Origin of the sequence: Marivivens sp. JLT3646 (assembly GCF_001908835.1) — a bacterium.
GTDB classification, from domain to species: Bacteria; Pseudomonadota; Alphaproteobacteria; order Rhodobacterales; family Rhodobacteraceae; genus Marivivens; species Marivivens geojensis.
In genome coordinates, this window is record NZ_CP018572.1 from 621,696 (window position 1) to 646,188 (window position 24,493).

General features: G+C 58.8%; 19 protein-coding genes and 1 tRNA gene. 11 read left to right on the top strand and 9 right to left on the bottom strand.

The window, feature by feature from the left end; all coding sequences use genetic code 11:
- Nucleotides 1-42 precede the first annotated feature (42 nt).
- Entirely contained in the window at nt 43-2,163 is a 2,121-nt protein-coding gene (locus tag BSK21_RS03190; protein WP_067549801.1) for a GNVR domain-containing protein, read from the top strand.
- 26 nt (nt 2,164-2,189) lie between these two features.
- Here the strand turns inward: BSK21_RS03190 and BSK21_RS03195 are convergent.
- Nucleotides 2,190-2,263: transfer RNA gene (locus BSK21_RS03195), tRNA-Cys, on the bottom strand.
- A gap of 140 nt (nt 2,264-2,403) precedes the next feature.
- On the opposite strand from BSK21_RS03195, the gene BSK21_RS03200 reads away from it, so the two are divergent.
- The 3 genes from BSK21_RS03200 to BSK21_RS03210 all read left to right on the top strand — a co-directional run bounded on the left by BSK21_RS03200 (nt 2,404) and on the right by BSK21_RS03210 (nt 5,223).
- Complete coding sequence (locus tag BSK21_RS03200) at nt 2,404-3,057, top strand: protein-L-isoaspartate O-methyltransferase (protein WP_067549799.1); 654 nt, start codon at nt 2,404-2,406, stop codon at nt 3,055-3,057.
- A gap of 58 nt (nt 3,058-3,115) precedes the next feature.
- The gene (locus BSK21_RS03205) at nt 3,116-4,480 is read left to right on the top strand and encodes a TolC family outer membrane protein (protein ID WP_067549798.1); all 1,365 of its coding nucleotides are present in this window, start codon (nt 3,116-3,118) and stop codon (nt 4,478-4,480) included.
- A gap of 83 nt (nt 4,481-4,563) precedes the next feature.
- The gene (locus BSK21_RS03210) at nt 4,564-5,223 is read left to right on the top strand and encodes a hypothetical protein (RefSeq protein ID WP_067549792.1); all 660 of its coding nucleotides are present in this window, start codon (nt 4,564-4,566) and stop codon (nt 5,221-5,223) included.
- Here BSK21_RS03210 and BSK21_RS03215 read toward each other — a convergent pair.
- Both BSK21_RS03215 and BSK21_RS03220 read right to left on the bottom strand, forming a co-directional pair.
- The gene (locus BSK21_RS03215) at nt 5,208-6,671 is read right to left on the bottom strand and encodes a cobyric acid synthase (RefSeq protein ID WP_067549790.1); all 1,464 of its coding nucleotides are present in this window, start codon (nt 6,669-6,671) and stop codon (nt 5,208-5,210) included. The two genes, BSK21_RS03210 and BSK21_RS03215, sit on opposite strands and share 16 nt — an antisense overlap.
- Before the next feature lie 134 nt (nt 6,672-6,805).
- Nucleotides 6,806-7,126, bottom strand: a complete 321-nt coding sequence (locus BSK21_RS03220) for a DUF6280 family protein (RefSeq protein ID WP_067549788.1) — start codon at nt 7,124-7,126, stop codon at nt 6,806-6,808.
- A 225-nt stretch (nt 7,127-7,351) separates the two neighbouring features.
- Between BSK21_RS03220 and efp the strand changes: the two genes are divergently transcribed.
- Together efp and BSK21_RS03230 are read left to right on the top strand one after the other, a co-directional pair.
- A complete protein-coding gene (gene efp, locus BSK21_RS03225; protein ID WP_067549786.1) occupies nt 7,352-7,915 on the top strand; it encodes an elongation factor P in 564 nt (187 codons plus the stop codon).
- A 102-nt stretch (nt 7,916-8,017) separates the two neighbouring features.
- Nucleotides 8,018-9,124, top strand: coding sequence for a pyridoxal phosphate-dependent aminotransferase (locus tag BSK21_RS03230; protein WP_067550520.1), 1,107 nt, complete (start codon nt 8,018-8,020; stop codon nt 9,122-9,124).
- Here the strand turns inward: BSK21_RS03230 and BSK21_RS03235 are convergent.
- A complete protein-coding gene (locus BSK21_RS03235; protein ID WP_067549784.1) occupies nt 9,121-10,302 on the bottom strand; it encodes an alanine--glyoxylate aminotransferase family protein in 1,182 nt (393 codons plus the stop codon). The two genes, BSK21_RS03230 and BSK21_RS03235, sit on opposite strands and share 4 nt — an antisense overlap.
- Nucleotides 10,303-10,425: 123 nt before the next feature.
- On the opposite strand from BSK21_RS03235, the gene BSK21_RS03240 reads away from it, so the two are divergent.
- Together BSK21_RS03240 and BSK21_RS03245 are read left to right on the top strand one after the other, a co-directional pair.
- Nucleotides 10,426-12,174 carry an ABC transporter ATP-binding protein gene (locus BSK21_RS03240; RefSeq protein WP_231924782.1) on the top strand — a complete coding sequence of 583 codons (1,749 nt, stop codon included), beginning with the start codon at nt 10,426-10,428 and terminating at the stop codon, nt 12,172-12,174.
- Between the two features lie 36 nt (nt 12,175-12,210).
- The gene (locus BSK21_RS03245) at nt 12,211-12,942 is read left to right on the top strand and encodes a folate-binding protein YgfZ (RefSeq protein ID WP_067549782.1); all 732 of its coding nucleotides are present in this window, start codon (nt 12,211-12,213) and stop codon (nt 12,940-12,942) included.
- Here BSK21_RS03245 and BSK21_RS03250 read toward each other — a convergent pair.
- The 3 genes from BSK21_RS03250 to BSK21_RS03260 all read right to left on the bottom strand — a co-directional run bounded on the left by BSK21_RS03250 (nt 12,939) and on the right by BSK21_RS03260 (nt 18,194).
- Entirely contained in the window at nt 12,939-14,573 is a 1,635-nt protein-coding gene (locus BSK21_RS03250; RefSeq protein WP_067549780.1) for an acyl-CoA synthetase, read from the bottom strand. The genes BSK21_RS03245 and BSK21_RS03250 overlap by 4 nt on opposite strands.
- A 200-nt stretch (nt 14,574-14,773) precedes the next feature.
- On the bottom strand, nt 14,774-17,683 hold the full coding sequence (locus BSK21_RS03255; protein WP_067549778.1) for a valine--tRNA ligase: 2,910 nt from the start codon (nt 17,681-17,683) through the stop codon (nt 14,774-14,776).
- 70 nt (nt 17,684-17,753) lie between these two features.
- Nucleotides 17,754-18,194 carry an Lrp/AsnC family transcriptional regulator gene (locus tag BSK21_RS03260; RefSeq protein ID WP_067550516.1) on the bottom strand — a complete coding sequence of 147 codons (441 nt, stop codon included), beginning with the start codon at nt 18,192-18,194 and terminating at the stop codon, nt 17,754-17,756.
- 112 nt (nt 18,195-18,306) lie between these two features.
- On the opposite strand from BSK21_RS03260, the gene BSK21_RS03265 reads away from it, so the two are divergent.
- Together BSK21_RS03265 and BSK21_RS03270 are read left to right on the top strand one after the other, a co-directional pair.
- Nucleotides 18,307-19,446, top strand: a complete 1,140-nt coding sequence (locus BSK21_RS03265) for an ornithine decarboxylase (protein WP_067549773.1) — start codon at nt 18,307-18,309, stop codon at nt 19,444-19,446.
- Between the two features lie 69 nt (nt 19,447-19,515).
- The gene (locus tag BSK21_RS03270) at nt 19,516-20,583 is read left to right on the top strand and encodes a DUF2235 domain-containing protein (RefSeq protein WP_067549771.1); all 1,068 of its coding nucleotides are present in this window, start codon (nt 19,516-19,518) and stop codon (nt 20,581-20,583) included.
- A 9-nt stretch (nt 20,584-20,592) separates the two neighbouring features.
- Here BSK21_RS03270 and metF read toward each other — a convergent pair whose 3' ends face one another.
- Nucleotides 20,593-21,459 carry a methylenetetrahydrofolate reductase [NAD(P)H] gene (metF, locus tag BSK21_RS03275; RefSeq protein WP_067549769.1) on the bottom strand — a complete coding sequence of 289 codons (867 nt, stop codon included), beginning with the start codon at nt 21,457-21,459 and terminating at the stop codon, nt 20,593-20,595.
- 91 nt (nt 21,460-21,550) lie between these two features.
- On the opposite strand from metF, the gene BSK21_RS03280 reads away from it, so the two are divergent.
- On the top strand, nt 21,551-22,465 hold the full coding sequence (locus tag BSK21_RS03280; protein ID WP_067549768.1) for a LysR family transcriptional regulator: 915 nt from the start codon (nt 21,551-21,553) through the stop codon (nt 22,463-22,465).
- On the opposite strand, the gene BSK21_RS03285 is transcribed toward BSK21_RS03280, so the two are convergent.
- A complete protein-coding gene (locus BSK21_RS03285) occupies nt 22,419-24,386 on the bottom strand; it encodes a bifunctional diguanylate cyclase/phosphodiesterase (RefSeq protein ID WP_197498167.1) in 1,968 nt (655 codons plus the stop codon). The two genes, BSK21_RS03280 and BSK21_RS03285, sit on opposite strands and share 47 nt — an antisense overlap.
- Between the last annotated feature and the right edge of the window lie 107 nt (nt 24,387-24,493).

The following is a 24,493-nucleotide window of genomic DNA, read 5'->3' on the forward strand; positions in this document are numbered from 1 at the left end:
GGCCAAAACCCGTTCTGAAGCCCCAAGTGCCGAGTGTTCAGAATGACGACGCCCTCGCGAGAGACGATTGATATCAAGGACCTATTGTCGATCCTGCAGCGTCAGGTGCGGCTGATCGGGATCACGATCTTTGTCTTTTTGACAATCGCGTTTCTCTTTTTGGCCCGCGCTGTGCCGCTCTACACCGCGACGGCTTTGATCGAAGTGGACCCTGCGGGCCGCAGTCTGCTCGATCCGCAGGACGCTCAGCGGGCGGCGGCGACTATGGCGGATGCGCGGCTGGAGAGCGAGGTTGAGAAATTGCGCTCCAGCAGCCTCGCGCTCGATACGATCCGCGATACCGAACTTTACCTGACCGATGAATTCGGCGTGTCGCTGAGCCTGACGGACCGCGCGAAACAGGCGATTGGATTAGAACTGCCAGAGTCGCCGACGGGGCTAGAGGTGGTGCAGGCGACCTTGGGGCGGTTCAATGATGCGATGTCGGTGCGGCGTCGGGGGCTGACCTACCTTGTCGCCGTGTCATTTACCTCGGAACATCCGACCCGCGCGGCAGAGGTCGCGAACGCCCACGCGCAGACATACATTCGCAGACAACTCGATGCGAAAGTGCAGGACGCATTGGCGGGGCGCGATATTTTGCGGGCGCAGCTCGATCTGGCACAGACGCAACTGGCTGCGACCGATGGAGCGTTTTCGGACTATATCAACCGAAACCTTGATCGGTTGATGGCCGAGTCTGGATCGATGGCCGTCGAAAACCTGCGAGATCAGATGACTGCCGCCGCCGCCACGCGGGTCGAACTGCTTCAGGCGCAAACGCGGGCACGAGCCGCGTTGGAGGCGTCAGATTTTGACAGGCTCGCCAATGAAATCGGTGATGCGACGCTTAGTGCGCTGACCGAACAGCGCAGCGTGTTGGCCCGTCAGATCGCAGGTAGCACTGAAGGCGCGGCAGAGGCTATCGACCTTGCCGCTGGGCTCGCCGATCTAGAGGCGCGGATCGCGACAGAGGGCGCGCGGGCCGTGTCGCAACTCGATGCGAGTGTGACGGGATACGAGACGGCCGAAGCCGATCTGCGGGCCCAATTGCAGACCGAATTGCTCTCTAGCCCGCTCAGTCCGCAAACGCTGACAGAAGTCTATAGTCTGCAACAAGAGGCCCAGATCGCGCAGCGCCAATATGACACGATGCTCTTGCGGCTGCGCGAGATTGAAACGCAGGCATTGGTTCAGATCGCGGATAGCCGTGTCGTGTCCGAGGCCCTTCCGCCGCGCCAACCGTCCTACCCGAACAAAAAACTGATCCTCGCCCTCGCGCTCTTTGCAGGGATCGGTGGCGGGATCACGCTGGCCTTTGCCTATGAATATTTTGTCGGCGGCGTCACCTCGGCCATTCAGTTGGGTAATCTGCTGCCCGCTCGCGTCGGCGCTGTGATTCCGCGTGAGTCGCTGCCTGCCGATCAAAAAACGGTCGCGGATAAAGTTGTGAATGAACCGATGTCGCTGATCGCGGAATCCTTTCGTCGACTACGCGCTGCCGTTGACCGCGCTTGGCCTGACGATCCGGGGAAGGGGAAGGTGATCATGGTGTGCTCTTCCGTTCCTGCCGAAGGGAAATCGACCACCGCGCTCGCCCTTGCGCGAACCTATGCGGCGGCGGGCAAAAAGACGCTGTTGATCGACGCCGATCTTCGTAACCCGAGCCAGCACAGCTTTATCGGCTGTGAACCAAAGCACGGGATTCTCGATTACCTCTTGGATGAGGTCGACGGAGATGAGGCGTTCTATGACGCCGATCCGAAATCCTCGCTGGGCGTGATGATGGGGCGCCGACGGTCGATGGTCCCGACCGATGCACCGCTGCAATCCACCACGTTCCGCGATCTGATCTCAAATGCTCGCGGGGCCTTGGACGTGATTATCATCGACACAGCGCCGCTCGTTCCAGTGGTCGATGCCCGCTACATCGCGCCGCTGGCCGATTGTGCGGTCCTTTGTGTCCGCCACGGCATCACCAAACAATCCGAACTGCGCACCTGTTTCGACCAACTGACCGACTCATTGCCCAGCGACACCGAAGTGGTCACGGTTCTCAACTGCTACGAGGGCCGCGAAAAATCTTACCGATACGATGGCTATTACGGCTACGCGGGCAAATAGGTCACAATTTTCAGGGGGATACCCAGTGGAGGCGAGTAGGAGAATCGAACTCCTGTACACGGATTTGCAATCCGCTGCGTCACCACTCCGCCAACTCGCCGCCAGTGGTGCGGGTGATCTATACAACTTCGTTCTGGGGTGCAAGCGTGTGCTTTCGTGGAATCTTTACCTTTCCGCCGTTGATCGTTCGGGGTAGATATGGCAAGACCCCAATTGGAACTGAACGAAAGAGTTTAGACCGTGGCAGATTATACCACCCGCCGGACCATGATGGTCGACACCCAAGTACGTCCTTCGGACGTTACAAAATTCCCGATCATCGATGCGATGCTATCGGTTCCACGTGAGGCGTTCGTGCCCTCTTCGATGCGAGAGGCCGCCTATATTGGCGAAAACCTCGATATTGGAGGCGGTCGCGTGCTGCTGGAGCCGCGCACATTGGCTAAGATGCTCGATGTTTTGGACATCAAACCGACCGAAGTGATCCTCGATATCGCGCCGGGTCTGGGCTACTCCACCGCGGTTCTTGCGCACATGGCAGAGTTCGTGATCGGCGTCGAAGACGACGAATCCCGCGCAGAAGAAGCTCAATCGATTCTCTCTGAGCAGGGCATCGACAACGCGGCGATCATCTCGGGCGCTCTGGCTGAGGGGGCTGCAAAGTCGGGTCCTTATGACGTCATCATCCTGCAAGGCGCTGTTGAGGTGCTGCCTGATTCTCTGCTCGCGCAGTTGAAAGACGGTGGTCGCATCGTATCTATCTTTGCAGAAGGCGATCTGGGCGTTGTCCGTATTGGTTACAAAATGGACCAACGGATCAACTGGCGTATGGCGTTTAACGCTGGCGCGCCTGCTCTGACTGGGTTCGCTAAGAAAGCAGAATTCGCCCTTTGACAATTTGCCGCGATTTCGGCGGTTGCGCGAAGAGGCCCAAAAGCATAAAGGAATTGTTATGATTCGAAAAACTTTTGCCTCTGCGGCCGCCGTCGTCGCGCTGATTATTGCCTCTCCCGCTGCCTTTGCTGAAACGCTGGGCGGCGCATTGGTCTCGGCGTATAATTCCAGTGGTCTTTTGGACCAAAATCGCGCGGTTCTGCGTGCTGCCGACGAAGATGTGGCCTCTGCCATGGCGTCTTTGCGGCCCACGTTGTCATACAGCGCGAACGCGACGCATTCGCCTGACAATACCGGCGCTGAGTATTGGACTGAAACCTACTCCTTGATTTCGCAACTCACCCTGTATCAAGGCGGCGCGAACAAACTGGCGCTTGATGCAAGCAAAGAGCTTGTTCTGGGAGCCCGCGAAGACCTTATCGCGGCAGAGCAAAACGTTCTTCTGAATGCAGTGTCCGCCTATCTGGGTGTGCGCACGGCGCAAGAATTCGTAAACCTGCGTCAATCGAACGTCCGCGTGCTGTCCGAAGAACTGCGTGCGGCGCAGGACCGGTTCAGCGTAGGTGAAGTGACCCGTACCGATGTGTCGTTGGCCGAAGCGCAGCTTGCCTCTGCGCGCAGCCTTTTGGCCGTTGCGCAGGGTGATTTGATCCAAGCCCAAGAACAATATCGTGTCGCCGTCGGCACAGCCCCTGTTTCGCTGCAAAGCGCGCCGCGTGCAGATGTTGGTATGACGCAGGATGCGGCAACCGAATATGCACTTCGCGAACATCCCTCCATCGTGTCCGTTCAGCACGCGATTGCTGCGGCTGAATTGGGTGTCCGCATCGCGCAGGCGTCGAATATGCCTTCCGTTGATCTGAGCGCGTCCTTTACCGAACGTCGCGTCGATGGTGGCAGCTTTAACGACAGCACCTCTTATGGTGTGTCGGTCTCTGGTCCGATCTACGCAGGTGGCGCGATCTCTAGTGCGGTCCGCAAGGCCAACGCACAGCGCGATCAGGCACGTGCGGGTCTGCATCTGACAACGCTGAGCGTTGAGCAGGGCGTGACAAACGCGTTCTCGAACTACCGTGCGGCTGTGGCTGCGTCGGAGGCCTACCGCCAAGGTGTTGCGGCAGCACAGCTTGCCTTTGATGGTGTCCGCGAAGAGGCCGCAGCTGGATCGCGCACAACGATTGACGTGTTGAACGCCGAACAATCCTTGCTCGATGCGCGGGCGAACTTGGTTCAGGCAAACGCCAACGTCGTTCTGGCCAGCTACAACATTCTCTACGCAACGGGTCTTTTGACGGCAGAGCATTTGAACCTGCCTGTGACCCAGTATGATGTGATCGGCCACTACAACATGGTTGCAAACGCGCCCATTCGTTCCTCGGCCCAAGGCCGTGCGCTCGACCGCGTTTTGCAGGCGCTGGAATAATTTACCCAGCCAAGCGCGTCGTGTTGGTTGTCTGAGAGCGTAGCTTTCGTTACACTCACCATTGAGTGAGCAGGAAAATCGTCATGTCTGACCAACGCGCAAATGTAGAGATCGAAGATGTCCTATCTTCCATCCGCCGTCTGGTGTCGGATAACGAGTGGTCGGCGCAGCCTGCGCCGCAACCCGTTTCCGAAGACGTGGCAGAGTCTGACCATTTCGATCCGCAGCCCGAAAAATTCGTTCTGACGCCTGCCTTGCGCGTGGTCGAACCCGCGCAAGCGCCTGTCAAAGAGGCCCCTCAAGAGGGCTCGGCGATGACAGAATTGGAACAGATGATTGCTGAGTTGGAACAAGCTGTTACCAAGTCAGATCATCAGGATTGGGAACCCGAAGGCGACAACGTCGAAGATTTGATCGACACTCCCGAACCGTTCCCATCGCTGCGCAGCGCGACCATCGACGAGGCCGATGTGCTGACCGCTGATTTGCAGGATGAATCCACCGCGCAAGACGACGATCAGGTCGTTGCGAGCGATGATCCCGATCTATCGGACCTCGATGGACAGATCGACGAATACCTCGACGGTGGCGCCCTCATCGACGAAGACAAACTGCGCCAAATGGTGACAGAGATTGTCCGCTCTGAACTGCAGGGGGCCTTGGGCGAACGGATTACGCGCAATGTGCGCAAGCTGGTCCGTCGTGAGATTTACCGCGTTCTGTCCTCTCAGGAATTCGAATAAGTCACGGGCGCGGCCAGTTCGGCCACCAAATCCACATCCAAATGCGTTTCCATGTGCTGGGCCAATGCGTCCAACGCGTCCTCAACGCTTTGGTCATATTGTGCCTCGGAACGAATGCCAAAGCTGCGCAGGTATTCGGCGCGGAACCCGTCAGCGGCAAACAGACCGTGGATATAGCAGCCTTGAACGAGGCCATTCTGGCTCTGCGCACCTTCGCCGCGTCCATCAAGGGTGAGCCACGCACGGTCCCGATCAGGGCCATCCGTTTCGCCGATGTGGATTTCGTAGCCCGTCACGGGCTGGCCGCTTTCGATGTGGTGGGCGTTTGATAGGGTAAGGCGCTTGTGCGGCTTCATTTCTGTAACCACGTCCAGATGGCCGAGGCCCGCAACGCGCGAGGGTGCGCCCTCAATCCCGTCGTCATCGCGGATCTCACGGCCAAGCATCTGATACCCGCCGCAAATGCCCAGCACTCGACCGCCGCGGCGGATATGGGCTTGTAGGTCGATATCCCAGCCTTGGGCGCGGAAATGTGCGAGGTCGGCGATGGTCGATTTGCTGCCAGGGATCAGGACGAGGTCGGCGTCTGCGGGCAGTGGGCGGCCCGCTTCGACGATCTCAACTGTCACGTTGGGTTCAGCCGACAGCGGGTCGAGGTCGTCGAAATTCGCGATACGATTGAGGCGTGGCACGGCGATTTTGAACGCGCCACCCGGACGACCCTTGAGGTCCATCACGTCCTCGGCAGGGAGGCGCCACGCTTGATCGAACCACGGCAGGATGCCCAGAGGTGCCCAACCCGTATGGTCTACGATTGCTGTCATCCCCTCAGCAAAGAGGCTGGTGTCGCCTCGGAATTTGTTGATTCCAAACCCCTTAATCCGATTGCGGTCGTCCTCGGGTAGGATGACGTGGGTGCCGACGAGCTGCGCAATCACGCCGCCACGGTCGATGTCGCCAAAGAGGATGACGGGGACACCAGCGGCTTCGGCAAAGCCCATGTTCGCAATATCACCCTCACGCAGGTTCACCTCGGCGGGGGATCCCGCGCCCTCAATGATAATCAGGTCGTGTGCCTGCGCCAAACGATGAAAACTGTCGAGCACGGAAACCATCAGCGTCGATTTCATCTTGCCGTAGTCACGCGCCTTGAGCGTGGTCAGCCGTTTGCCCTGCACGATCACCTGCGCGCCCACATCCGTCTCAGGTTTGAGCAAGACAGGGTTCATGTCGGTATGCGGGGCCAACCCGCAGGCCAGCGCCTGCAAGGCCTGCGCGCGACCAATCTCTCCGCCGTCAGAGGTGACAGCAGCGTTGTTCGACATGTTCTGCGGTTTGAATGGCGCGACCGAGAGGCCGCGTTTGCGAAAGGCGCGACATAGGCCAGCCACCACCATGGATTTCCCCACGTTGGAGCCAGCACCCTGAATCATAATCGCCTTTGCCATGGCGCCTGTTCTACGGTGGGGCAGGGGTTCGCGAAAGCCCCGATGCGGCACGCGGACCCTTAAAAACGAAAACGCGGCCCGAGCAGAGGACCGCGTTTGCGTTTGGGTGGGCAAGAAGCCCGATACTAGAAACCTTAAGCGGCTTCGTCTTGTGCAGCAGCGTTGCGGCGTTCGCTCTCTTCGCGCGACAGCGCAACAGAGGTACGAATACCTTTACCAACGAATTCCATCAGACCCTTAACAACGCGTTCGTTCGGGTCGATGCCAGCGCAGGACAAAACTTCACGGCCATCACGAGACCGCGCCCAACGTGCGATCTGTTCCGGACCATTGCCGTACTTTTTGTCATCAGCAATCGCATCATCCAACGCGGCGAGAACAACAGCAGCAAAGAGTTTGCGTGCACGGTTGCCCTGTTCGTTGTTGAAAGCGGTGCCATCTACGAAATCAGCCATTTCGCGTCCTTTGTTGTTTTTGCTCTTGTGGTTACGGCGTGCAGCGCAATATGCCTATTTTGATCCGATTCGGGGGTCTTGATTTGGAATGGCAGCTATGCACTATCTGCATAGGTAAATCCACTGTTTTGGCATATCTAGCGCCTAAACGCCGGTTTGTTGTTCCGATATAGGGGCTCGCCGCTTTCCGGCAACCACCAGTCACATAATCGAGATAAATGTCCGATGCCCAAAATCAACGGTAACGAAATTAAACCAGGTAACATCCTTGAACACGAAGGCGGTCTGTGGGCCGCTGTTAAAGTGGGTCACGTGAAACCGGGTAAAGGCGGCGCATTTGCGCAGGTCGAAATGAAAAACATTCGTGATGGCCGCAAGCTGAACGAACGTTTCCGGTCCGAAGACAAGGTAGAGCGCGTGCGCCTCGACCAGAAGGACCAGCAGTTCCTCTATGAAACCGACGGTCGTCTGGTGTTCATGGATACCGAAACCTTTGAACAGGTCGAAATCGACTCGGAACTTTTGGGCGAACGTCGTCCGTTCCTGCAGGACGGCATGACCGCAACGGTCGAATACTACGGCGAAGAAGCTCTCGGCGTTTCGATTCCGCAGAAAGTCACCTGCAAAATCGTTGAGACCGAGCCGGTTGTTAAAGGCCAGACCGCTGCGAACTCTTACAAGCCAGCGATCCTCGACAACGGCGTGCGCATCATGGTTCCGCCGTTCATTGCGACCGACGAGATGATCATCGTGAACACAGACTCGATGGAATATTCCGAACGCGCCTAATCGGTTCGTTTTGATGATTTGAACAAAGGGCGCGGGAAAAATCTCGCGCCCTTTGTCTTTGCTTGCATGGTGTGGGGCAGGGCGGTTAACCATGTGCTCACCATGACAAACGCCCCCCGCTTTACCCCGCTCATCGCATCGCTTCCTGCCACTGTGCCCTTTGTCGGGGCTGAGGTGATGGAGCGTGCCAGTGGCCGTCCCTTTGCTGCGCGTATTGGCGCGAATGAAAACGTCTTTGGCCCATCGCCCAAGGCCATTGCCGCCGTGCAGGCCGCAGCATCTGAGGCGTGGAAATATGGTGATTCCGAAAGCTATGACCTTAAGGCCGCCATTGCCGCGCACCACGGCACGACCGTTGAACACATTGCGATTGGCGAAGGCATCGACGGCCTCTTGGGGATGCTGGTGCGGTTGATGATCGCCGAAGGGGATGCAGTTGTGACCTCGGACGGGGCTTATCCGACGTTCAACTACCATGTCGCGGGCTATGGTGGCGTGTTGCACAAGGTCCCGTTCAAGGGCGACCATGAGGACCCCGATGCGCTGATCGCAAAGGCCGCAGAGGTTGGTGCAAAGCTGATCTATATCGCGAACCCTGACAACCCGATGGGCACCCATCACCGTGGGGAGGTCATCGCCCTAATGGTGGATCGTCTGCCCGACGGGGCGCTGCTGATAGTGGACGAGGCCTATATCGACTTTGCCCCCGAGGGTACTGCCTTGGACCTGCCCGTTGATCCTCGCTTCATTCGGATGCGCACGTTTTCAAAGGCCTTTGCCTTGGCAGGTCTGCGAGTTGGCTATGCGGTTGGCGGCAAAGAGCTGATCGCGGGCTTTGACCGTGTGCGGAACCATTTCGGGATGGGGAATGTGGCCCAAGCGGGTGCTTTGGCCGCTTTTCAGGATCGCGAATGGTTGGGCCATGTGGTCGGGCAGGTGGCCAATGCCCGCAAACGGATCGCCTTGATTGCTGCTGACAACGGCCTCACGGCTGTGCCGTCTGCCACCAATTTCGTCTGCGTTGATTGCGGTGCGGACGGCGATTTTGCGCGCAAGGTATTAGGCGGCCTTTTGCGCCGTGGGCTTTTCGTGCGGATGCCGTTTGTGGCACCGCAAGATCGCTGTATTCGGATCAGTTGTGGCACGGAAAAAGACCTCGACCTATTGGCCGAGGCCCTACCTGAAACATTGGCTGAGGCGCGGGGTTAAACCCCCGCGACCACCGAAGTTGCCGCAGAAAGCGCGCCGTCCCCATGCGGGATTTGCAGAGCCTTAAGGCCCGCATCAATCACCGACAGCGTGCCCAGCACCATATGCGCGTTCACGTGCCCCATATGGCCGATACGGAACCACGCAGAGGTCGGTTCACGACCAAGGCCAATGCCCAGCGTCACGCCCGCATGTTCTTCGCACCAGTGGCGCAGGCGGTCGGCGTCATTGCCGCCAAGATGAATTGAAGTCACCGAGTGGCCGCGCCCCGCAGGGTCCGCCATGTTGAGACGCATTTCACCACCCTGACCCCATGCCTCGACCGCGGCCCAAACCGTGCGAGCGAGCGTTTCATGGCGGGCCCAGACCTGTTCGATGCCTTCCTCATTGATCATGTCCAGCGCGGATCGCAGCGCAAAGAGGTGATGCGTCGGGGGGGTGCCTGCAAAGTGCTGGTAGAACATCTCTGGCGAGACGCGCGGTTTCCAGTCCCAGTAGCGCGTTGCCAGATCAGCGCCTTCACGGGCAGCCGCCGCATGTTCGTTGAACCAGACAAAGCCCAAGCCTGCAGGGGTCATCAGACCCTTTTGGCTCGCGGCGATGGTAACATCCGCGCCCCAAGCGTCCATCTCGAACCGATCACAGCCCATCGACGCGATGCAATCCGCCATCAAAACGGCAGGGTGCCCCGCCGCATCCATCGCCTGACGCACGCCGGCAATGTCGTTCTTGATCGAGGTTGAGGTATCCACGTGAACCGCGAGAACGGCCTTGATGCTGTGGTCTGTGTCGGCTTTCAGGCGGGTTTCGACTTGGTTCAGGTCGATCGAAGCTTGCTGCCCGAAATCCATCACCTCTAGGTCGAGGTGCAGACCCCGCGCCATTTCGGCCCAGCCGTGCCCGAACCGCCCCGTGACCAGAACGAGGATTTTATCACCTCGTGACAGGACGTTCGACAGCGCTGCTTCCCATACGCCGTGACCGTTGGCGATATAGATCGCCACATGGCCCGTGGTGCGGGCAACGGATTTCAGGTCAGGGAGGATGGTGGCGGTCATATCGACCAGCTCGCCCTGATAAATATTGGGCGAAGGCCGCATCATCGCTTGCACCACACGATCCGGCAGCACCGAAGGTCCGGGGATGGCAAGGTAGGGGCGGCCGTTGGAAAGAGACATTCTGATCACCTATTCAAAAATCACCGTGACACTAACGCGGCTTCCCGCCGCGTCAATCGGCGAAGTCTTTCCATACGAACGGTTTATCGGTATCCCGAAGACAAGAGACCGAAAGGGATAACAGTGTCAGACACGAAACTACCCGTTGGCAGCCTGTTGCGCTGGTTCTGGGCAAACTACCTCCGCCGTCAATCGGGGAGCCTGCTTGGGGCTGCGCTATTGATGGTGATCGAAGGCTCGATGGTCGGCGTGTTGTCACTGGTTATGAAACCGATGTTCGACAATGTGCTGGTGGCAGGTGAATCCTCTGCGCTGTGGTCGGTCGGTATCGCGATTTTCGTGATCTTCACCGTGCGGGCTGTGACTTCGGTCGCGCAGAGGGTCGTTATGAAATCTGTGATCGAAAAGATTTCGGGATGGATGCGTGGTGACCTGCTGGCGCATTTGATGCGGCTCGATATGTCGTTCCATCAGTCCAATCCACCGGGCAGTTTGATCGAACGAGTACAGGGGGATGTTGCCAATATCGGCACCGTCTGGACGAACATCATCACCAATGTGGTGCGCGATGGCGTGTCGGTGATCTGGCTCTTTGGTGTGGCGCTGTCGCTTGATTGGAAATGGACGCTGGCTGCGCTGATCGGTTTGCCCGTTCTGGTTCTGCCGTCGCTGGCTGTGCAGGGCTATATCCGCCGCAAGACCCAAGCCGCTCGGGAATTGGCGACAAAGATGTCGACCCAGCTCGACGAGGTGTTCCACGGCATCAACCCGATCAAGCTCAACACCCTCGAAGACTATCAACAAGGCCGCTACACCAAACTGACCAAGGGCCGCGTGCAGGCCGAGGTGAAGGCGACATTCGGCATGGCCATGATCCCTGGGATCATCGATTTGATGACGGGCGTCGGGTTCTTTGTGGTGCTGATGTACGGCGGGTCACAGATCATCGCGGGTGACAAAACCGTGGGCGAGTTCATGGCGTTTTTCACCGCGATGGCGCTGGTCTTTGACCCACTGCGCCGTTTGGGGCAATTGTCTGGGGTGGTGCAATCCGCTGCGGTCAGCGCGAACCGTGTCCGCGAAATTCTGAACATTACACCAGCGATTTCCTCGCCCGCGACTGTAGCTGCGGCGCCGGTCGGTGCCCCTGAAATCCGCCTGAACGATGTGCATCTCGCCTATGGTGATCTTCCCGTCCTTCAGGGTGCGACGTTCACCGCTGCGGCGGGCAAGACGACGGCTCTGGTGGGGTCGTCTGGTGCTGGGAAATCCACGGTCTTTAACGTGCTGACCCGTCTGGTCGATCCAGCCTCTGGCCTCGTGACGATTGGCGGTGTTGATAACCGCGCGATGGGATTGGCGGATCTGCGGGGGCTGTTCTCTGTCGTCAGTCAGGATGCCGCGCTGTTTGACGAAACCCTGCGAGATAACATCCTTTTGGGTCGTGATCTGGATGAGGCGAGCATTGAGCGTGCGCTGACTGCCGCCCATGTGGCTGACTTCTTGCCGCGTTTGTCGGATGGGCTGAACAGCCCTGCGGGGCCCCGTGGGTCGAACCTGTCGGGCGGGCAACGCCAGCGGGTTGCCATTGCGCGGGCGCTCGTGCGCAATACGCCGATCCTCCTGCTGGACGAGGCAACATCGGCGCTGGATACCAAGAGCGAGCAGATCGTCCAAAGCGCGTTAGAGACGCTGTCCGAAGGCCGCACCACGCTGGTGATCGCGCACCGTTTGTCCACCGTTCGCAATGCCGACAGTATCGTCGTCATGGACCGTGGTCGCGTGATGGACCAAGGCACGCATGATGAATTGTTGGCGCGTGGCGGAATTTACGCTGATCTGTATCGACTCCAGTTCAAAACCGAAGACTGAGACCTATATTCACCCCTAGAGACTTAGGGAAAACCGATGACCGACAGAACCATTCTGGCCGTGACTGGCAGCGACCGCGTGAAATTCCTCCACGGGCTGACGACAAATGACCTCCGCACCCCGACCGATGGGATTGCTTATGCGGCGCTGCTCACGCCGCAGGGGAAATATCTGGCGGATTTCTTCATGATTGGGCAGGCGGACCGTATCCTGATCGACGTGGCGACGCCCCTCGCGGCGGGGCTGGTGCAGCGGCTGACGATGTATCGCCTGCGGGCAGATGTGCAGATCACAGCGACCGACCTGCAGGTCAAACGCGGCACGGGCGATGCGCCAGAGGGTGCCTTGACCGATCCGCGAGACGCGGCGCTGGGCTGGCGGCTCTATGGTGCTGAAGGGGGCGACGATGGCACCGATTGGGCTGCGCTGCGTATTGAGCGTCTAGTCCCTGAGACGGGCGTGGAGCTTGGCCCTGATAGCTACATCCTTGAACAGGGCTTTGATCGTCTGAACGGCGTCGATTTCAAAAAAGGCTGCTACGTAGGCCAAGAGGTCACCGCACGGATGAAGCATAAGACCGAGTTGAAAAAGGGCCTTGTGCGGGTGCTGGTCGATGGTGTGGCAGAGGCTGGAACGCCGATCATGGCGGGCGACAAAGAGGCGGGCGTGTTGCACACCGTGTCGGGTGGCAAAGGGATCGCCTACCTTCGGTTCGACCGCGCCGACGGCGAAATGACCGCCGGCGAGGCCAAGGTCACACGCGCTTAACCCTCTTGGGCGGCGCGGTTACGGAGCACGTATTTCTGCACCTTACCTGTTGAGGTCTTTGGCAGCGGCCCAAAGATGAGCGTTTTTGGCGCCTTAAAGTGCGCCATGTTTTCGCGGCAGAACGCGATCAGCTCTTCGGCGGTGACCGTTGCACCTGCCCGTAGATCGACAAAGGCACAGGGCGTTTCGCCCCATTTTTCGTCTGGTTTTGCAACCACAGCGGCCTCGGACACCGCGGGGTGACGGTAGAGGACATCCTCGATTTCGATCGAAGAGATATTCTCGCCGCCCGAAATGATGATGTCCTTAGAGCGGTCCTTGATCTCTAGGTAGCCATCGGGGTGCATCACGGCCAAATCGCCTGTCGCGAACCAGCCGCCACGGAAGGCTTCGGCGGTGGCGGTCGGGTTCTTGAGGTAGCCCTTCATGACGATATTGCCGCGCATGAAAATCTCACCGATGGTTTTGCCGTCCTGCGGGGTCGGCTCCATCGTTTCGGCATCGGCCACCATCAACCCATCCAAAACGTGATACCGCACGCCCTGACGCGATTTTAGTTTAGCCTGATCGTCGGGGGTCTCGGTGTTCCATTCGTCTTTCCACGCGCAGGACACCGAGGGGCCGTAACATTCGGTCAGACCGTAGGCGTGCGTGACCTTGACGCCCATCGCTTCCATTTTGGCGATGACAGAAGCGGGGGGCGGTGCGGCTGCGGTCATGACTTTGACCTCGTGGGTAAAGTCCTTCAACTCGTCCGGTGCGCTCGCCAGCATGTTCAGAACGATCGGCGCGCCACAGAAGTGGGTGACCTTCTCATCGCGGATCAATTGGAAGATCGGTTCGACCCGTACAGCCCGCAGACAAACGCAAACGCCCGCCATCGCGGCGATGGTCCAAGGGAAACACCAGCCGTTGCAATGGAACATCGGCAACGTCCAGAGGTAGCGCGAATGGTTCGGCATGCCCCAAGTCAGGATATTGCCCATCGCGTTCAGTGCGGCGCCGCGGTGGTGATAGACTACGCCCTTGGGATTGCCTGTCGTGCCCGAGGTGTAGTTCAGCGAAATCGCGTCCCATTCGTCAGCTGGCATCTGCCAATCGAAATCCTCGTCACCTTCGGCAAGAAGGTCGTCGTAGGTCATGCTGCCGATTTTATGAACGGGTCCGTCATACATCGCGTCTTCAAGGTCGATCACCAGCATATCGCGGCCGCTGATCTTGATCGCGCGGTCGACGACCTCTGCGAATTCTGGGTCGACCATCACGACCTTGGTTTCCGCGTGCGACAGGATAAAGCCGATGGTTTCCGCCTCAAGCCGCGTGTTGATCGTGTTCAGAACGGCGCCCGACATCGGCACGGCAAAGTGGGATTCGAACATCTCTGGCGTGTTGGCCGCGATGATCGAGACGGTATCGCCCTTGCCAATCCCGCGCTTGTTCAAGGCCGAACCGATGCGGCACATGCGAGCATAGGTTTCGCGCCATGTCATACGACGGTCCCCATGCACGACGGCCAGATAATCGGGATACACCGATACGGTGCGGGCAATGAACGACAGCGGGGTCAGCGCTGCGTGGTTGGCGGCATTGCGGTCTAGGCCCGCGTCATAAATGGACGGAATGGCGGTCATAACTCTCTCCCCTACATGCCCGACCTCTTTGTGATCGGGGCCGCGAACTGGCGGCGTTTGGCAGAGTTTAGGGTGAATTTTCGCACCGCGTCCACGGGGTTATGCGAGGGCAGACCGTTTGTCGCGGCGTCCTTTCGGCGTCGGTATAGAAAAAGGGCGGCCCAGTAGACCGCCCCTTTCTGTTCTATTGATCAAACCGATCAGCCGATTTCGGCCAAACGTGCCAGAGCGGCCTTCAACTGGGCCTCTTCTTCTTCGCGCAGGGCGAGGTTGGCGCGGGTTTCCTCGATCACCTCTTCTGGGGCGCTTTCTGCAAATTTCGGGTTGTTCAGGCGGCCACGCAGCCCCCCGAGTTCCTTTTGCAACTTGCCCAAGACCTTTTCGACGCGGGCTTTTTCAGCGGCCACGTCGATGATGTCCGCCAGAGGCAGCGCAAAGGTCGCGCCCTTGGTGGTGATGGTGATCGACCCTTTGGGGGCTTCTGCAGATTCGGTGATGTCGCCGATGCGGGCCAGACGGGTGATGAGCGTCTGGTTGTTCGCCAGTGCCGCCTTTGCGCCTGCGTCGGCCTCTTGCATAACGACAGGCACGTAAAGACCCACAGGCACGTTCATCTGTGCACGGGCCGAACGGATTCCTTCGATCAACGAGATCGCCCAGTTGAGTTCGGCGTCTGCTGCATCGTCCACCAGATCGGCTGCGGTGTAGGACGGCCAGTCGGCATGGACGAGCATTTTCGTGCGGTTGTCCGCCAGTGTGCCCCAGAGCTCTTCGGTGATGAAGGGCATGAAGGGGTGCAGGAGGATCAGACACTGGTCGATGACCCAGCCCATGACCTTTTGCGTCTCGGCCTTTACCTCGGCGTCGCCATCCATGATCAGCGGTTTCGAGAATTCGACATACCAGTCGCAGACCTTGCCCCAGACAAAGCCGTAGAGCGCGTTGGCTGCATCGTTAAAGCGATAAGCCTCGATTGCGGCATCGACCTCTTCGCGGACGCGAGCAGTTTCACCGATGATCCATTTGTTCACGGTTGCTGTGGCGGTCGGGATTTCGGTTGCGCCATGCACCGCACCGTTCATCTCTGCGAAACGCGACGCGTTCCACAGTTTGGTGCCAAAGTTGCGGTAACCTTTGATGCGGTCCTCTGACAGTTTCAGAACGCCGCCAATCGCTGCCATCGACGCATTGGTGAACCGCAGCGCGTCTGCGCCGTATTCGTCAATGATCACCAGCGGGTCGATCACGTTGCCCGTGGTCTTCGACATCTTCTTGCCCTTCTCGTCGCGGACGAGCTGGTGCAGGTAGACGGTGTGGAACGGAATTTCATCAACAACAGCGAGCTGCATCATGATCATGCGGGCAACCCAGAAGAACAGGATGTCCTGACCCGTCACCAACACATCGGTCGAGAAGTATTTCGAGGTGCTCTCGTCCCAGTTCGGCCAGCCCAGCGTGCCGATCGGCCACAGACCCGACGAGAACCACGTATCCAGAACGTCAGGGTCACGGGTGAGCGATTTGCCACCCGATTGCGCAACGGCCTCAGCCTCGGTTGGGGCGCAGTAGGCATTGCCTTCGGCGTCATACCACACAGGGATCTGGTGGCCCCACCACAGTTGGCGCGAGATACACCACGGTTCGATGTTTTCGAGCCAGTGGTAATAAGTCTTTTCGCCCGACTCTGGCATGATCTTGATGTCGCCATTGCGGACAGCATCCAGCGCAGGGCCGACGATTTTCGACGTTTCAACGAACCATTGGTCGGTCAGCATCGGTTCGATCACGACCTTCGAACGATCACCGAACGGCTGCATGATCGGCTTTGCTTCGACCAACGGGACCAGCGCATCTGCGCCTTCTGCATCTGGCTTTAACGCGGCCTTGCCCAAACGCGGGTCGGTGGCCACGGTCATCACGGCGAGGCCCTCGGCGGTGATCGCCGCAACGACCTTTTCGCGTGCCTCAAAGCGGTCCAGACCCCGGTATTCATCGGGTACGAGGTTGATCGCGTCGATCTCTTGAACGGTAAAGTCCTTGCCCGCTGCGTATTCGGCGGCTTTCGCGGCTTCCTCAGCATAGGGCGCACCATCGGCACGCATCGCGCCACGGGTGTCCATCAAACGGTATTGCGGGATGTTGCCACGCTTTGCGACCTCGTGGTCGTTAAAGTCGTGTGCGCCTGTGATCTTCACCGCACCCGAGCCAAAGGCCATATCGGGGTATTCGTCGGTGATGATCGGGATCAGACGGCGCTGTTCTTTAGGACCAACTGGAATTTCGCAGAGTTTTCCCACGATCGGGGCATAGCGTTCGTCATCGGGATGGACCGCAACCGCGCCGTCACCCAGCATGGTTTCGGGGCGGGTTGTTGCGATAGAGATGTAATCGCGTTCCTCACTAAAGGTGACATTCCCGTCCTCGTCCTTTTCGACGTAGGTGTAGGTCGCACCACCCGCGAGCGGGTATTTGAAGTGCCACATATGGCCGTCGGTTTCGATGTTCTCAACTTCGAGGTCGGAAATCGCGGTCTCAAAATGCGGGTCCCAGTTCACCAGACGCTTGCCGCGGTAGATGAAGCCTTTGTTGTACATTTCGACAAAGACTTTGATTACGGCGTCGTGGAAGTTGCCTTCTTCGCCTGCGGGTGCGTTCGGTGCGCCTGACATGGTAAAGGCGTTGCGCGACCAGTCGCAGGACGAACCCAGACGTTTCAACTGGCTGATGATGGTATTGCCGTATTGGCCTTTCCATTCCCAAACTTTGTCGAGGAACGCCTCGCGGCCCAGATCACGACGACCAGGCTGACCCGTCGCGGCGAGCATTTTCTCGACCTGAAGCTGGGTTGCGATCCCCGCGTGGTCCTGACCCGGCTGCCAGAGCGTGTCAAAGCCGCGCATACGGTGCCAGCGGATCAGAATATCCTGCAACGTGTTGTTGAACGCGTGGCCCACGTGCAGCGCGCCCGTCACGTTCGGCGGCGGGATCATGATGGTAAAGGTTTCGTCGCGTGATTTATTCGCGCCGGCTGCAAATGCGCCTGCGTCTTCCCACTTTTTATAGATGCGGGCCTCGGCTTCGGCCGCGTCAAAGGTCTTTTCCATAGCCATCTTTTTGATCCCTTCTGGTCTTGCCCTGTGGATTAGCCAAAAGGGGCCGAAAGGGAAAGGGCGAAGGGCGTTAAACTGCGCGGTTGATGCGGGTTGAGAGGTGGATAAGGCTCTCCATTGCCTGAACGCCGTCAATCTCTCCGATTTTGTCGAGCGTTTGATCGAGTTCCAGCGTCGATCCTGTTCGCAATTGGGCACAGAGGTCGAACCGTCCGGATGTGGTATGCACCACCTCGACCGAGGACATCCGTTTCAACTGCACCAGCACAGCCGCTTGTGCCGAAGGGCGAATATGGATGAGCACGGTCGCCCGAATGGTGCTGCGTTGCACCTGATCCGACAGACGCAGGCTGTAGCCCGCAATCACCCCCGTCCGTTCGAGCCGATCAATGCGGGCCTGAACGGTCGTCCGCGCCAGCCCGAGCGTCTGCGCGATCTTTGCCACGGGTAGGCGGGCGTTGCGGGTGAGTTCCGCGATCACGGCGCGGTCTGTGCTGTCCAGTTCTGTCATATCGTCGATGATACTGTCATTTTGACGAAAAGCAGAGTCATTTTGTTCAATCTGCCACGACACATCGTCCGAATTTTCGCGAACACTGAAGGAAAGCGAACAGGAGAGACAGATGTATCAACAGCCCGTAGAGGCCCAAACCATTGCGGATGTGCTCTCGGTACGGTCCGACACCGCGCCTGTGCACTTCTTTGCGCCCGACCGTCTGGATGCTCGGCTGGCCGAATTTCGGCGCGGGTTCCCCGGACTTGTGACCTATGCGGTTAAGGCGAACCCGACCGAAGACGTGCTGCAGCGTCTCTGCGCGGGGGGCTTGGACGGGTTCGATGTGGCTTCGCCCGATGAAATCGCGCTGATCCGTCGGATCTGCCCCAATGCACCGATGCATTACAATAACCCCGTGCGGAGCAAGGCGGAAATCGCTGCAGGCATCGCGGCGGGCGTTGTGTCGTGGTCAGTTGATGCGCTGTCAGAATATGAAAAGCTGGTCGCTGCGGGTGTGTCGCCCAAGGCCGAAGTCGCCGTGCGGTTCAAACTGCCCGTCGCAGGCGCGGCCTATGATTTTGGCGCCAAATTCGGTGCAGAGGTTGATGACGCGGTCGATCTGTTGCGGCACGTTGCGACCTCGGGTCGGCCCTTGGCACTGACATTTCACGTTGGCACGCAATGCACGGACCCAGCGGCCTATGTGTCCTACATCCATGCGGCGGCACAAATTGCAGAGCGGGCGGGCGCGACGTTGGACCGCCTGAACGTCGGTGGTGGGTTTCCTGCGTCGCGCGATGGCTCGCCCAAACCGCTCGAGCCGTTCTTTGCCGCGATCCGCGAGGCGATGTCGGCCTTTGCGGTGCGTCCGACATTGATCTGCGAACCGGGGCGGGGCCTCGTGGCGGATAGTTTCGCCTACGCAGTTCAGGTGAAATCCATTCGTGGGCAGAGCGTTTACCTTACCGATGGAATTTACGGTGGCCTGTCTGAAATGGTGTCGATGCCCGCGCCTGCCTTGGCCGTGATGAGCGCCAATGGCGGTTGGCGTGATACCGCAAGGCAGGGCGTGCGTGCCTTTGGGCCGACCTGCGATAGCCTTGATCAATTGCGCGATCCTCTGGCTTTGCCCGAGGGTCTGACTGAGGGCGATTGGATCGTGTTTCGGTCGATGGGCGCCTATGTCACGGGCGTCACCACGCGGTTCAACGGCTACGGCCTCTCTGATCCCATCACGGTAAAGGATTTGTGCGCTCCCTATCACTAGGCTGGACACCGTTGGGTTGTGCGTTAGGCTGAGGCGTAGCGGCATAACCTGTTCACCAAAGGGGACAAAGTGGCCATTCGTGATTGGGTTTTAGGTCTCCTTAACCGTCGTCCCCGCAGCGAAGAGGGCGGTGGGCGCAAGCGTGGACAGGCGACCCATGTGGTGATCCTTGACGGAACGATGTCGAGCTTGGCCCAAGGGTTTGAAACCAACGCGGGTCTGACGTTCAAACTGCTCCGCGAGGCAGGACATAAGGCCAATTTGACCGTCTATTACGAGGCGGGGATCCAGTGGCGTGATTGGACGGAAACTTTTGGCGTTATTGCAGGGCGCGGGATTAATCGACAGATCGAACGGGCCTATGGCGTTCTGTGTTCGCGCTGGCATCCAGGGGATCGGATTATCCTGATAGGCTATTCGCGAGGGGCTTTTGCCGTGCGGTCGCTTGCGGGGGTGATCCAGCGGGTCGGCATCGTCAAACACCACGATGCGACCGAGCGGCATGTCAAACTGGCCTATCGCTATTACACCCACGGTGCGCGCAGTCCCTTTGCCCGCAGGTTCAAGGAGCTATACTGTGATCGCTCTGCCGATGTGGCAGCGATTGGCGTGTGGGATACGGTGAAATCGCTGGGTCTTCGGCTGCCGATCCTGTGGAAGTTTGAGGAAAAGCGGCACAGTTTCCATTCGGACGGGTTGGAACCTTGCGTTCGCTCAGCGTTTCACGCGCTGGCCTTGGATGAAACCCGCGATGCGTTTTCGCCAGAGATGTGGTCCCCGCAGAACCGTTGGAATGGGCAGATTGAACAGGTTTGGTTCAAGGGCACGCATGGCGATATCGGCGGGCAATTGGGCGGGCGTCTGGACGTTCGTCCCCTGTCCAATATCCCGCTCGTGTGGTTGCTGGATCGGCTCGAAGGGCAGGGGTTGCCCTTGCCTGATGGATGGCGAGATCGGTTTCCCTGTGATGTGACCGCGCCATCGGTCGGCACATGGGCGCAATGGGGCAAACTGTTCTGGTCGCGGCACCGTCGCAAGGTCGGGCGTGATCCGTCGGAACGGTTGCACGAAACGGTCGCGGACCGTGGGCTGGGCACGAAAAAGCCCGCTCCGAAACAGAGCGGGCTAGAAGCCTGAGGGATGGGATCAGGCCACTTTTTCGAGTTTGACCTGAGGGGTCACACCCAAAGCATGGCAAACATCGCGGGTCAGGTCCGGTTTGTTCAACGTGTAGAAGTGCAGATCGTTCACTCCGCCACGGATCAGGTCGTCGCACAGTTCGGTTGCCAGAGCGGTCGCCAAAAGGTCGGTCGAACCAGATTTCGCCGCGTTGTCAAAGGCGTCCGCCACGATTTGCGGGATAGACGTGCCGCAGAGCTGCGCGAACTTGCGTGCGCCGTTCCAGTTTTCAATCGGCAAAATGCCCGGAATGATCGGTGCGTCGATGCCCGCTTTTTCGCAGGCATCACGGAAGCGGAAGAACGTCTCTGCCTCAAAGAAGAACTGCGTGATGGCGCTGGTGGCACCTGCATCAATCTTGCGTTTCAGCCATTCGATGTCGGCGGCCGCGTCGCCTGATTCTGGGTGCTTTTCGGGATATGCACCGACGCGGATTTTGAATTTGCCCGTGTCAGCCAGTGCTTCGATCAGTTCGATGGAGGACTGGAAGCCATCTGCGGTAGGGCGGAATTTCTCTGCGCCTTTGGGGGCATCACCACGTAGAGCAACGATTTCGGTCACACCGACCTCAGCGTAAGCGTTCGCGATTTCGAGCGTTTCTGCGCGGGTTGCCTCAACACACGTCAGGTGCGCTGCGACGGTCAAACCGATGTTTTTGTGAATGGCACCAACGGCTTCGTGGGTGAGCTGGCGAGTCGTGCCGCCCGCACCATAGGTCACAGACACGAACGTCGGGTCCATCGGTGCAAGGGTTGTCGCGCAGTTCCACAGGCGGAACGATTGGTCCAGCGATTTGGGCGGGAAGAATTCGAAAGAGACATTGGGGCGCGACATGATTCACCTATTTGTTGATGACCCCTTGTCGCAAAATAAATGATGTGAGACAAATTCATAACTTTCACGACAATCATGAGATTTGTTCATAATGCATATTGAGATCCGACATTTGCGTACGATTAAAGCGATCCATGATACCGGCGGGTTGGCCCGTGCGGCGGATTTGTTGAACATCACGCAATCGGCCCTGAGCCATCAAATCAAAGGGATCGAAGATCAAGCGGGTGTCGAACTCTTTGTGCGGCGGGCGAAACCTCTGCGTTTGTCGGCATCGGGGTTGCGGCTTTTGGCGGCGGCGGAACAGATTTTGCCGATCCTTGCCGATCTGGAGGTCGAATTCGAAGGCCTGCAAGACGGGCGCGCGGGACGGCTGCATATCGCGCTGGAATGTCATGCGTGCTTTGAGTGGCTGTTGCCTGTGTTGGAGCAGTTCCGCAAAGTTTGGCCAGATGTGGATGTCGATATCCGATCAAGCCTGTCGTTCGATGCGATGAGCGCGCTGCGCCGCGAAGAGGTCGATTTGGTTGTGTCCTCGGACCCTGAGGATCAGTCGGAAATCGATTTTAACCCGCTGTTTGATTATGATCCGGTCTTTGTTGCGTCGTCTCACCATCCGCTGGCCCAAAAGGCGGTGATCGAGGCGCAGGATTTTGAAGGGCAGACGCTCATCACCTATCCCGTTGATCGGTCGCGGTTGGATATCTTTAAGATGCTGTTGTCGCCAGCGCGGGTCGAACCTGCTGCGGTGCGGCAGGTCGAATTGACGGCGGTGATCCTTATGCTCGTGGCGTCCAACCGTGGTGTGTCGGTGCTGCCGGACTGGGTGGTGCGTCAGGTGCGGCAATCGTCCGATTACGTCACGCGGCCTCTGGGTAAGGACGGAAAGGTTGGCATGACGCGGCGGATGTTTGCGGCGACCCGCGAGTCCGAGAACACGCGACCCTACCTTGCGCACTTCATTCGGCTGGCTCGGCAAGAGGCGGTGAAACTTCAGCGGGGCTGACGTCGCGGCTGGATTCCGCAAAGAGGCGGATGCGGGTTTCATCAATCGGCATCGCTTTGCCAAAGAGATAACCCTGACCCAGACGGCACCCCAGACGGCGGAGGTGATCGACTTGACCTTCGGTTTCGACCCCTTCCGCTATGACAGAGACACCCAAGCCGTCGGCGATTTCCAAAAAGCCACGGATCAGCACTTCGGCGGTGGGATCGCGGCCAAGGTCGGCGACGAAACTCATGTCGATCTTGAGTTCATCGAATTCGAGTTGGCGCAGGTGTTGGAACGACGCAAAGCCTGTGCCGAAATCGTCGAGCGACACCCGCAGTCCTTCGGATCGGAAATGGGCGATGCTGGCCTGAATGGTGTCGGCAGAGCGGGCGATGAACACGTCCTCGGTGATTTCGAGCGTGATGTGGCGACGGGCGTTCGGGTGGCGGCTCAGTAGGTCGTCGAGGTCAGCGCGGCCCGACTGCGTGGCGAGGGCGACCTCGGGGACGTTGATCGACACTTCACCCGGGTTGAGCCCTTCTGCCAAAAGCTGTTCGATGTCATGGAGCACACAGCCCGCCATATGCGACAGAAAATCGCCGTGCAGGCCAAGTTCATTGATCTGCGGGATGAAGAGGTTCGGGGGTAAGGGGCCTTTGGTCGGGTGAATCCAGCGGGCGAGGGCCTCAAACCCGATGCTGCGACCCGTGGCGAGGTCGACCTTGGGCTGGTAATAGGGGCGGATCTCTCGGCTGTGCATCGCGGCAAGGATTTCGCGGCGGTCCTCAAGCGACAGGCGGCGTTCGAAATCATCGGCACGATAGATCGCGGCTGAGATGCCAGAGCTGTTTTTCGCGCGATACATGGCCTGATCGGCTGCACCGCAGAGACCCTCGACCGTGGTGCCCGCGTGCCGTGTGAGGCCGATGCCGACCGAGGCCGAGATATGCAGTTCCTTTTCGTGCCATTCTACGGGCGCTTGGATGGCGCGGGCGATGTAATCGGCCAGTCGAAGCGCGGCCTTTTCAGATGTGATCGTACGAAACGCGATGGCAAATTCGTCGCCGCCCAAACGGGCCACGATGCCCGTGTCGCCAACCAGTTTGGATAGGCGGCTCGCCACGGCCTGAAGCACCTGATCGCCCGCTTCGTGGCTATAGGTGTCGTTGATCGGCTTGAATCCGTCGAGGTCGATGAGGAACACGCCCAATTCGCTACCCAAACGGCGCTGGGTAATGAGGTGTTCAAGTTCTTCATCAAACGCTCGACGGTTCAAAAGGCCCGTGAGTGGGTCATGTCGGGACAAGTGTTCGAGGGCACGCAGGCGGGCGTTTGCCTCTTCGCGAGCGGCGTTGAGGGCGCGCTGTGTGTCCTTTTGTTTGTGAAGGGTTTCGAACGTGTTGAAAATATAGACGACCATCATGCCCGTTGTGATGATCCATTCCCCCTCGCTCGACGGGAGGAACGCGTTTTCGCTAGCGAGCCAGAATACAGCAAAGGCAGAGCCAAAAGAGGGGGCCATCAAGCTCCAGTTATAAAACGGGAGGGCGGCGAAGGTGTTGGTGATGTGGACGAAGACCCCAAAAAGCCACAAGAACCCCGCGAGGAGCATCGCGGAGGATGGTTCTGCCGCCAAAAGGAACGCGGGCGCGAGATAAAAGAGGACGGAACTACAGTTTACGAGCCAGACGGTAAACACGTAGGTGGCGGTGATATCCTCGTCCCTTTCAGGCAATTTCTGGGCGAGCCAGTGGGCCGCGAGTTCATAGGCGACCAGAATACCAGACATGGACAGGGCCACGGTGCCGTAACCGACCCACCACAAAATTACCAACATCATCGCCGCAGAGGCGAGGCGTTTGGCGATGTCCCGCGTGGCCACGTGAATGGCAAAACGGGTTTGATAGCGGATCTTATCAAAACTCTGCGCGATCATGGGCCTCTTCCTGCCTTTGGGCCCATGTTGCCAATCAAAACCAAACAAATCGTTAACGGTGCGTTTTTCCCGAAAGAGTGCCATTCGCGGCCTTGCCCGATTGATCG

Bases quoted from the DNA above. Each gene is read 5' to 3' on its own strand.
- BSK21_RS03205 (WP_067549798.1), top strand. From the start codon at position 3,116: ATGATTCGAAAAACTTTTGCCTCTGCGGCCGCCGTCGTCGCGCTGATT.
- BSK21_RS03260 (WP_067550516.1), bottom strand. From the start codon at position 18,194: ATGACAGAACTGGACAGCACAGACCGCGCCGTGATCGCGGAACTCACC.
- BSK21_RS03210 (WP_067549792.1), top strand. From the start codon at position 4,564: ATGTCTGACCAACGCGCAAATGTAGAGATCGAAGATGTCCTATCTTCC.
- BSK21_RS03250 (WP_067549780.1), bottom strand. From the start codon at position 14,573: ATGACCGCCATTCCGTCCATTTATGACGCGGGCCTAGACCGCAATGCC.
- BSK21_RS03190 (WP_067549801.1), top strand. From the start codon at position 43: ATGACGACGCCCTCGCGAGAGACGATTGATATCAAGGACCTATTGTCG.
- BSK21_RS03280 (WP_067549768.1), top strand. From the start codon at position 21,551: ATGCATATTGAGATCCGACATTTGCGTACGATTAAAGCGATCCATGAT.
- metF (WP_067549769.1), bottom strand. From the start codon at position 21,459: ATGTCGCGCCCCAATGTCTCTTTCGAATTCTTCCCGCCCAAATCGCTG.
- BSK21_RS03230 (WP_067550520.1), top strand. From the start codon at position 8,018: ATGACAAACGCCCCCCGCTTTACCCCGCTCATCGCATCGCTTCCTGCC.
- BSK21_RS03235 (WP_067549784.1), bottom strand. From the start codon at position 10,302: ATGTCTCTTTCCAACGGCCGCCCCTACCTTGCCATCCCCGGACCTTCG.
- BSK21_RS03265 (WP_067549773.1), top strand. From the start codon at position 18,307: ATGTATCAACAGCCCGTAGAGGCCCAAACCATTGCGGATGTGCTCTCG.
- BSK21_RS03245 (WP_067549782.1), top strand. From the start codon at position 12,211: ATGACCGACAGAACCATTCTGGCCGTGACTGGCAGCGACCGCGTGAAA.
- BSK21_RS03220 (WP_067549788.1), bottom strand. From the start codon at position 7,126: ATGGCTGATTTCGTAGATGGCACCGCTTTCAACAACGAACAGGGCAAC.
- BSK21_RS03255 (WP_067549778.1), bottom strand. From the start codon at position 17,683: ATGGCTATGGAAAAGACCTTTGACGCGGCCGAAGCCGAGGCCCGCATC.
- BSK21_RS03215 (WP_067549790.1), bottom strand. From the start codon at position 6,671: ATGGCAAAGGCGATTATGATTCAGGGTGCTGGCTCCAACGTGGGGAAA.
- BSK21_RS03285 (WP_197498167.1), bottom strand. From the start codon at position 24,386: ATGATCGCGCAGAGTTTTGATAAGATCCGCTATCAAACCCGTTTTGCC.
- efp (WP_067549786.1), top strand. From the start codon at position 7,352: ATGCCCAAAATCAACGGTAACGAAATTAAACCAGGTAACATCCTTGAA.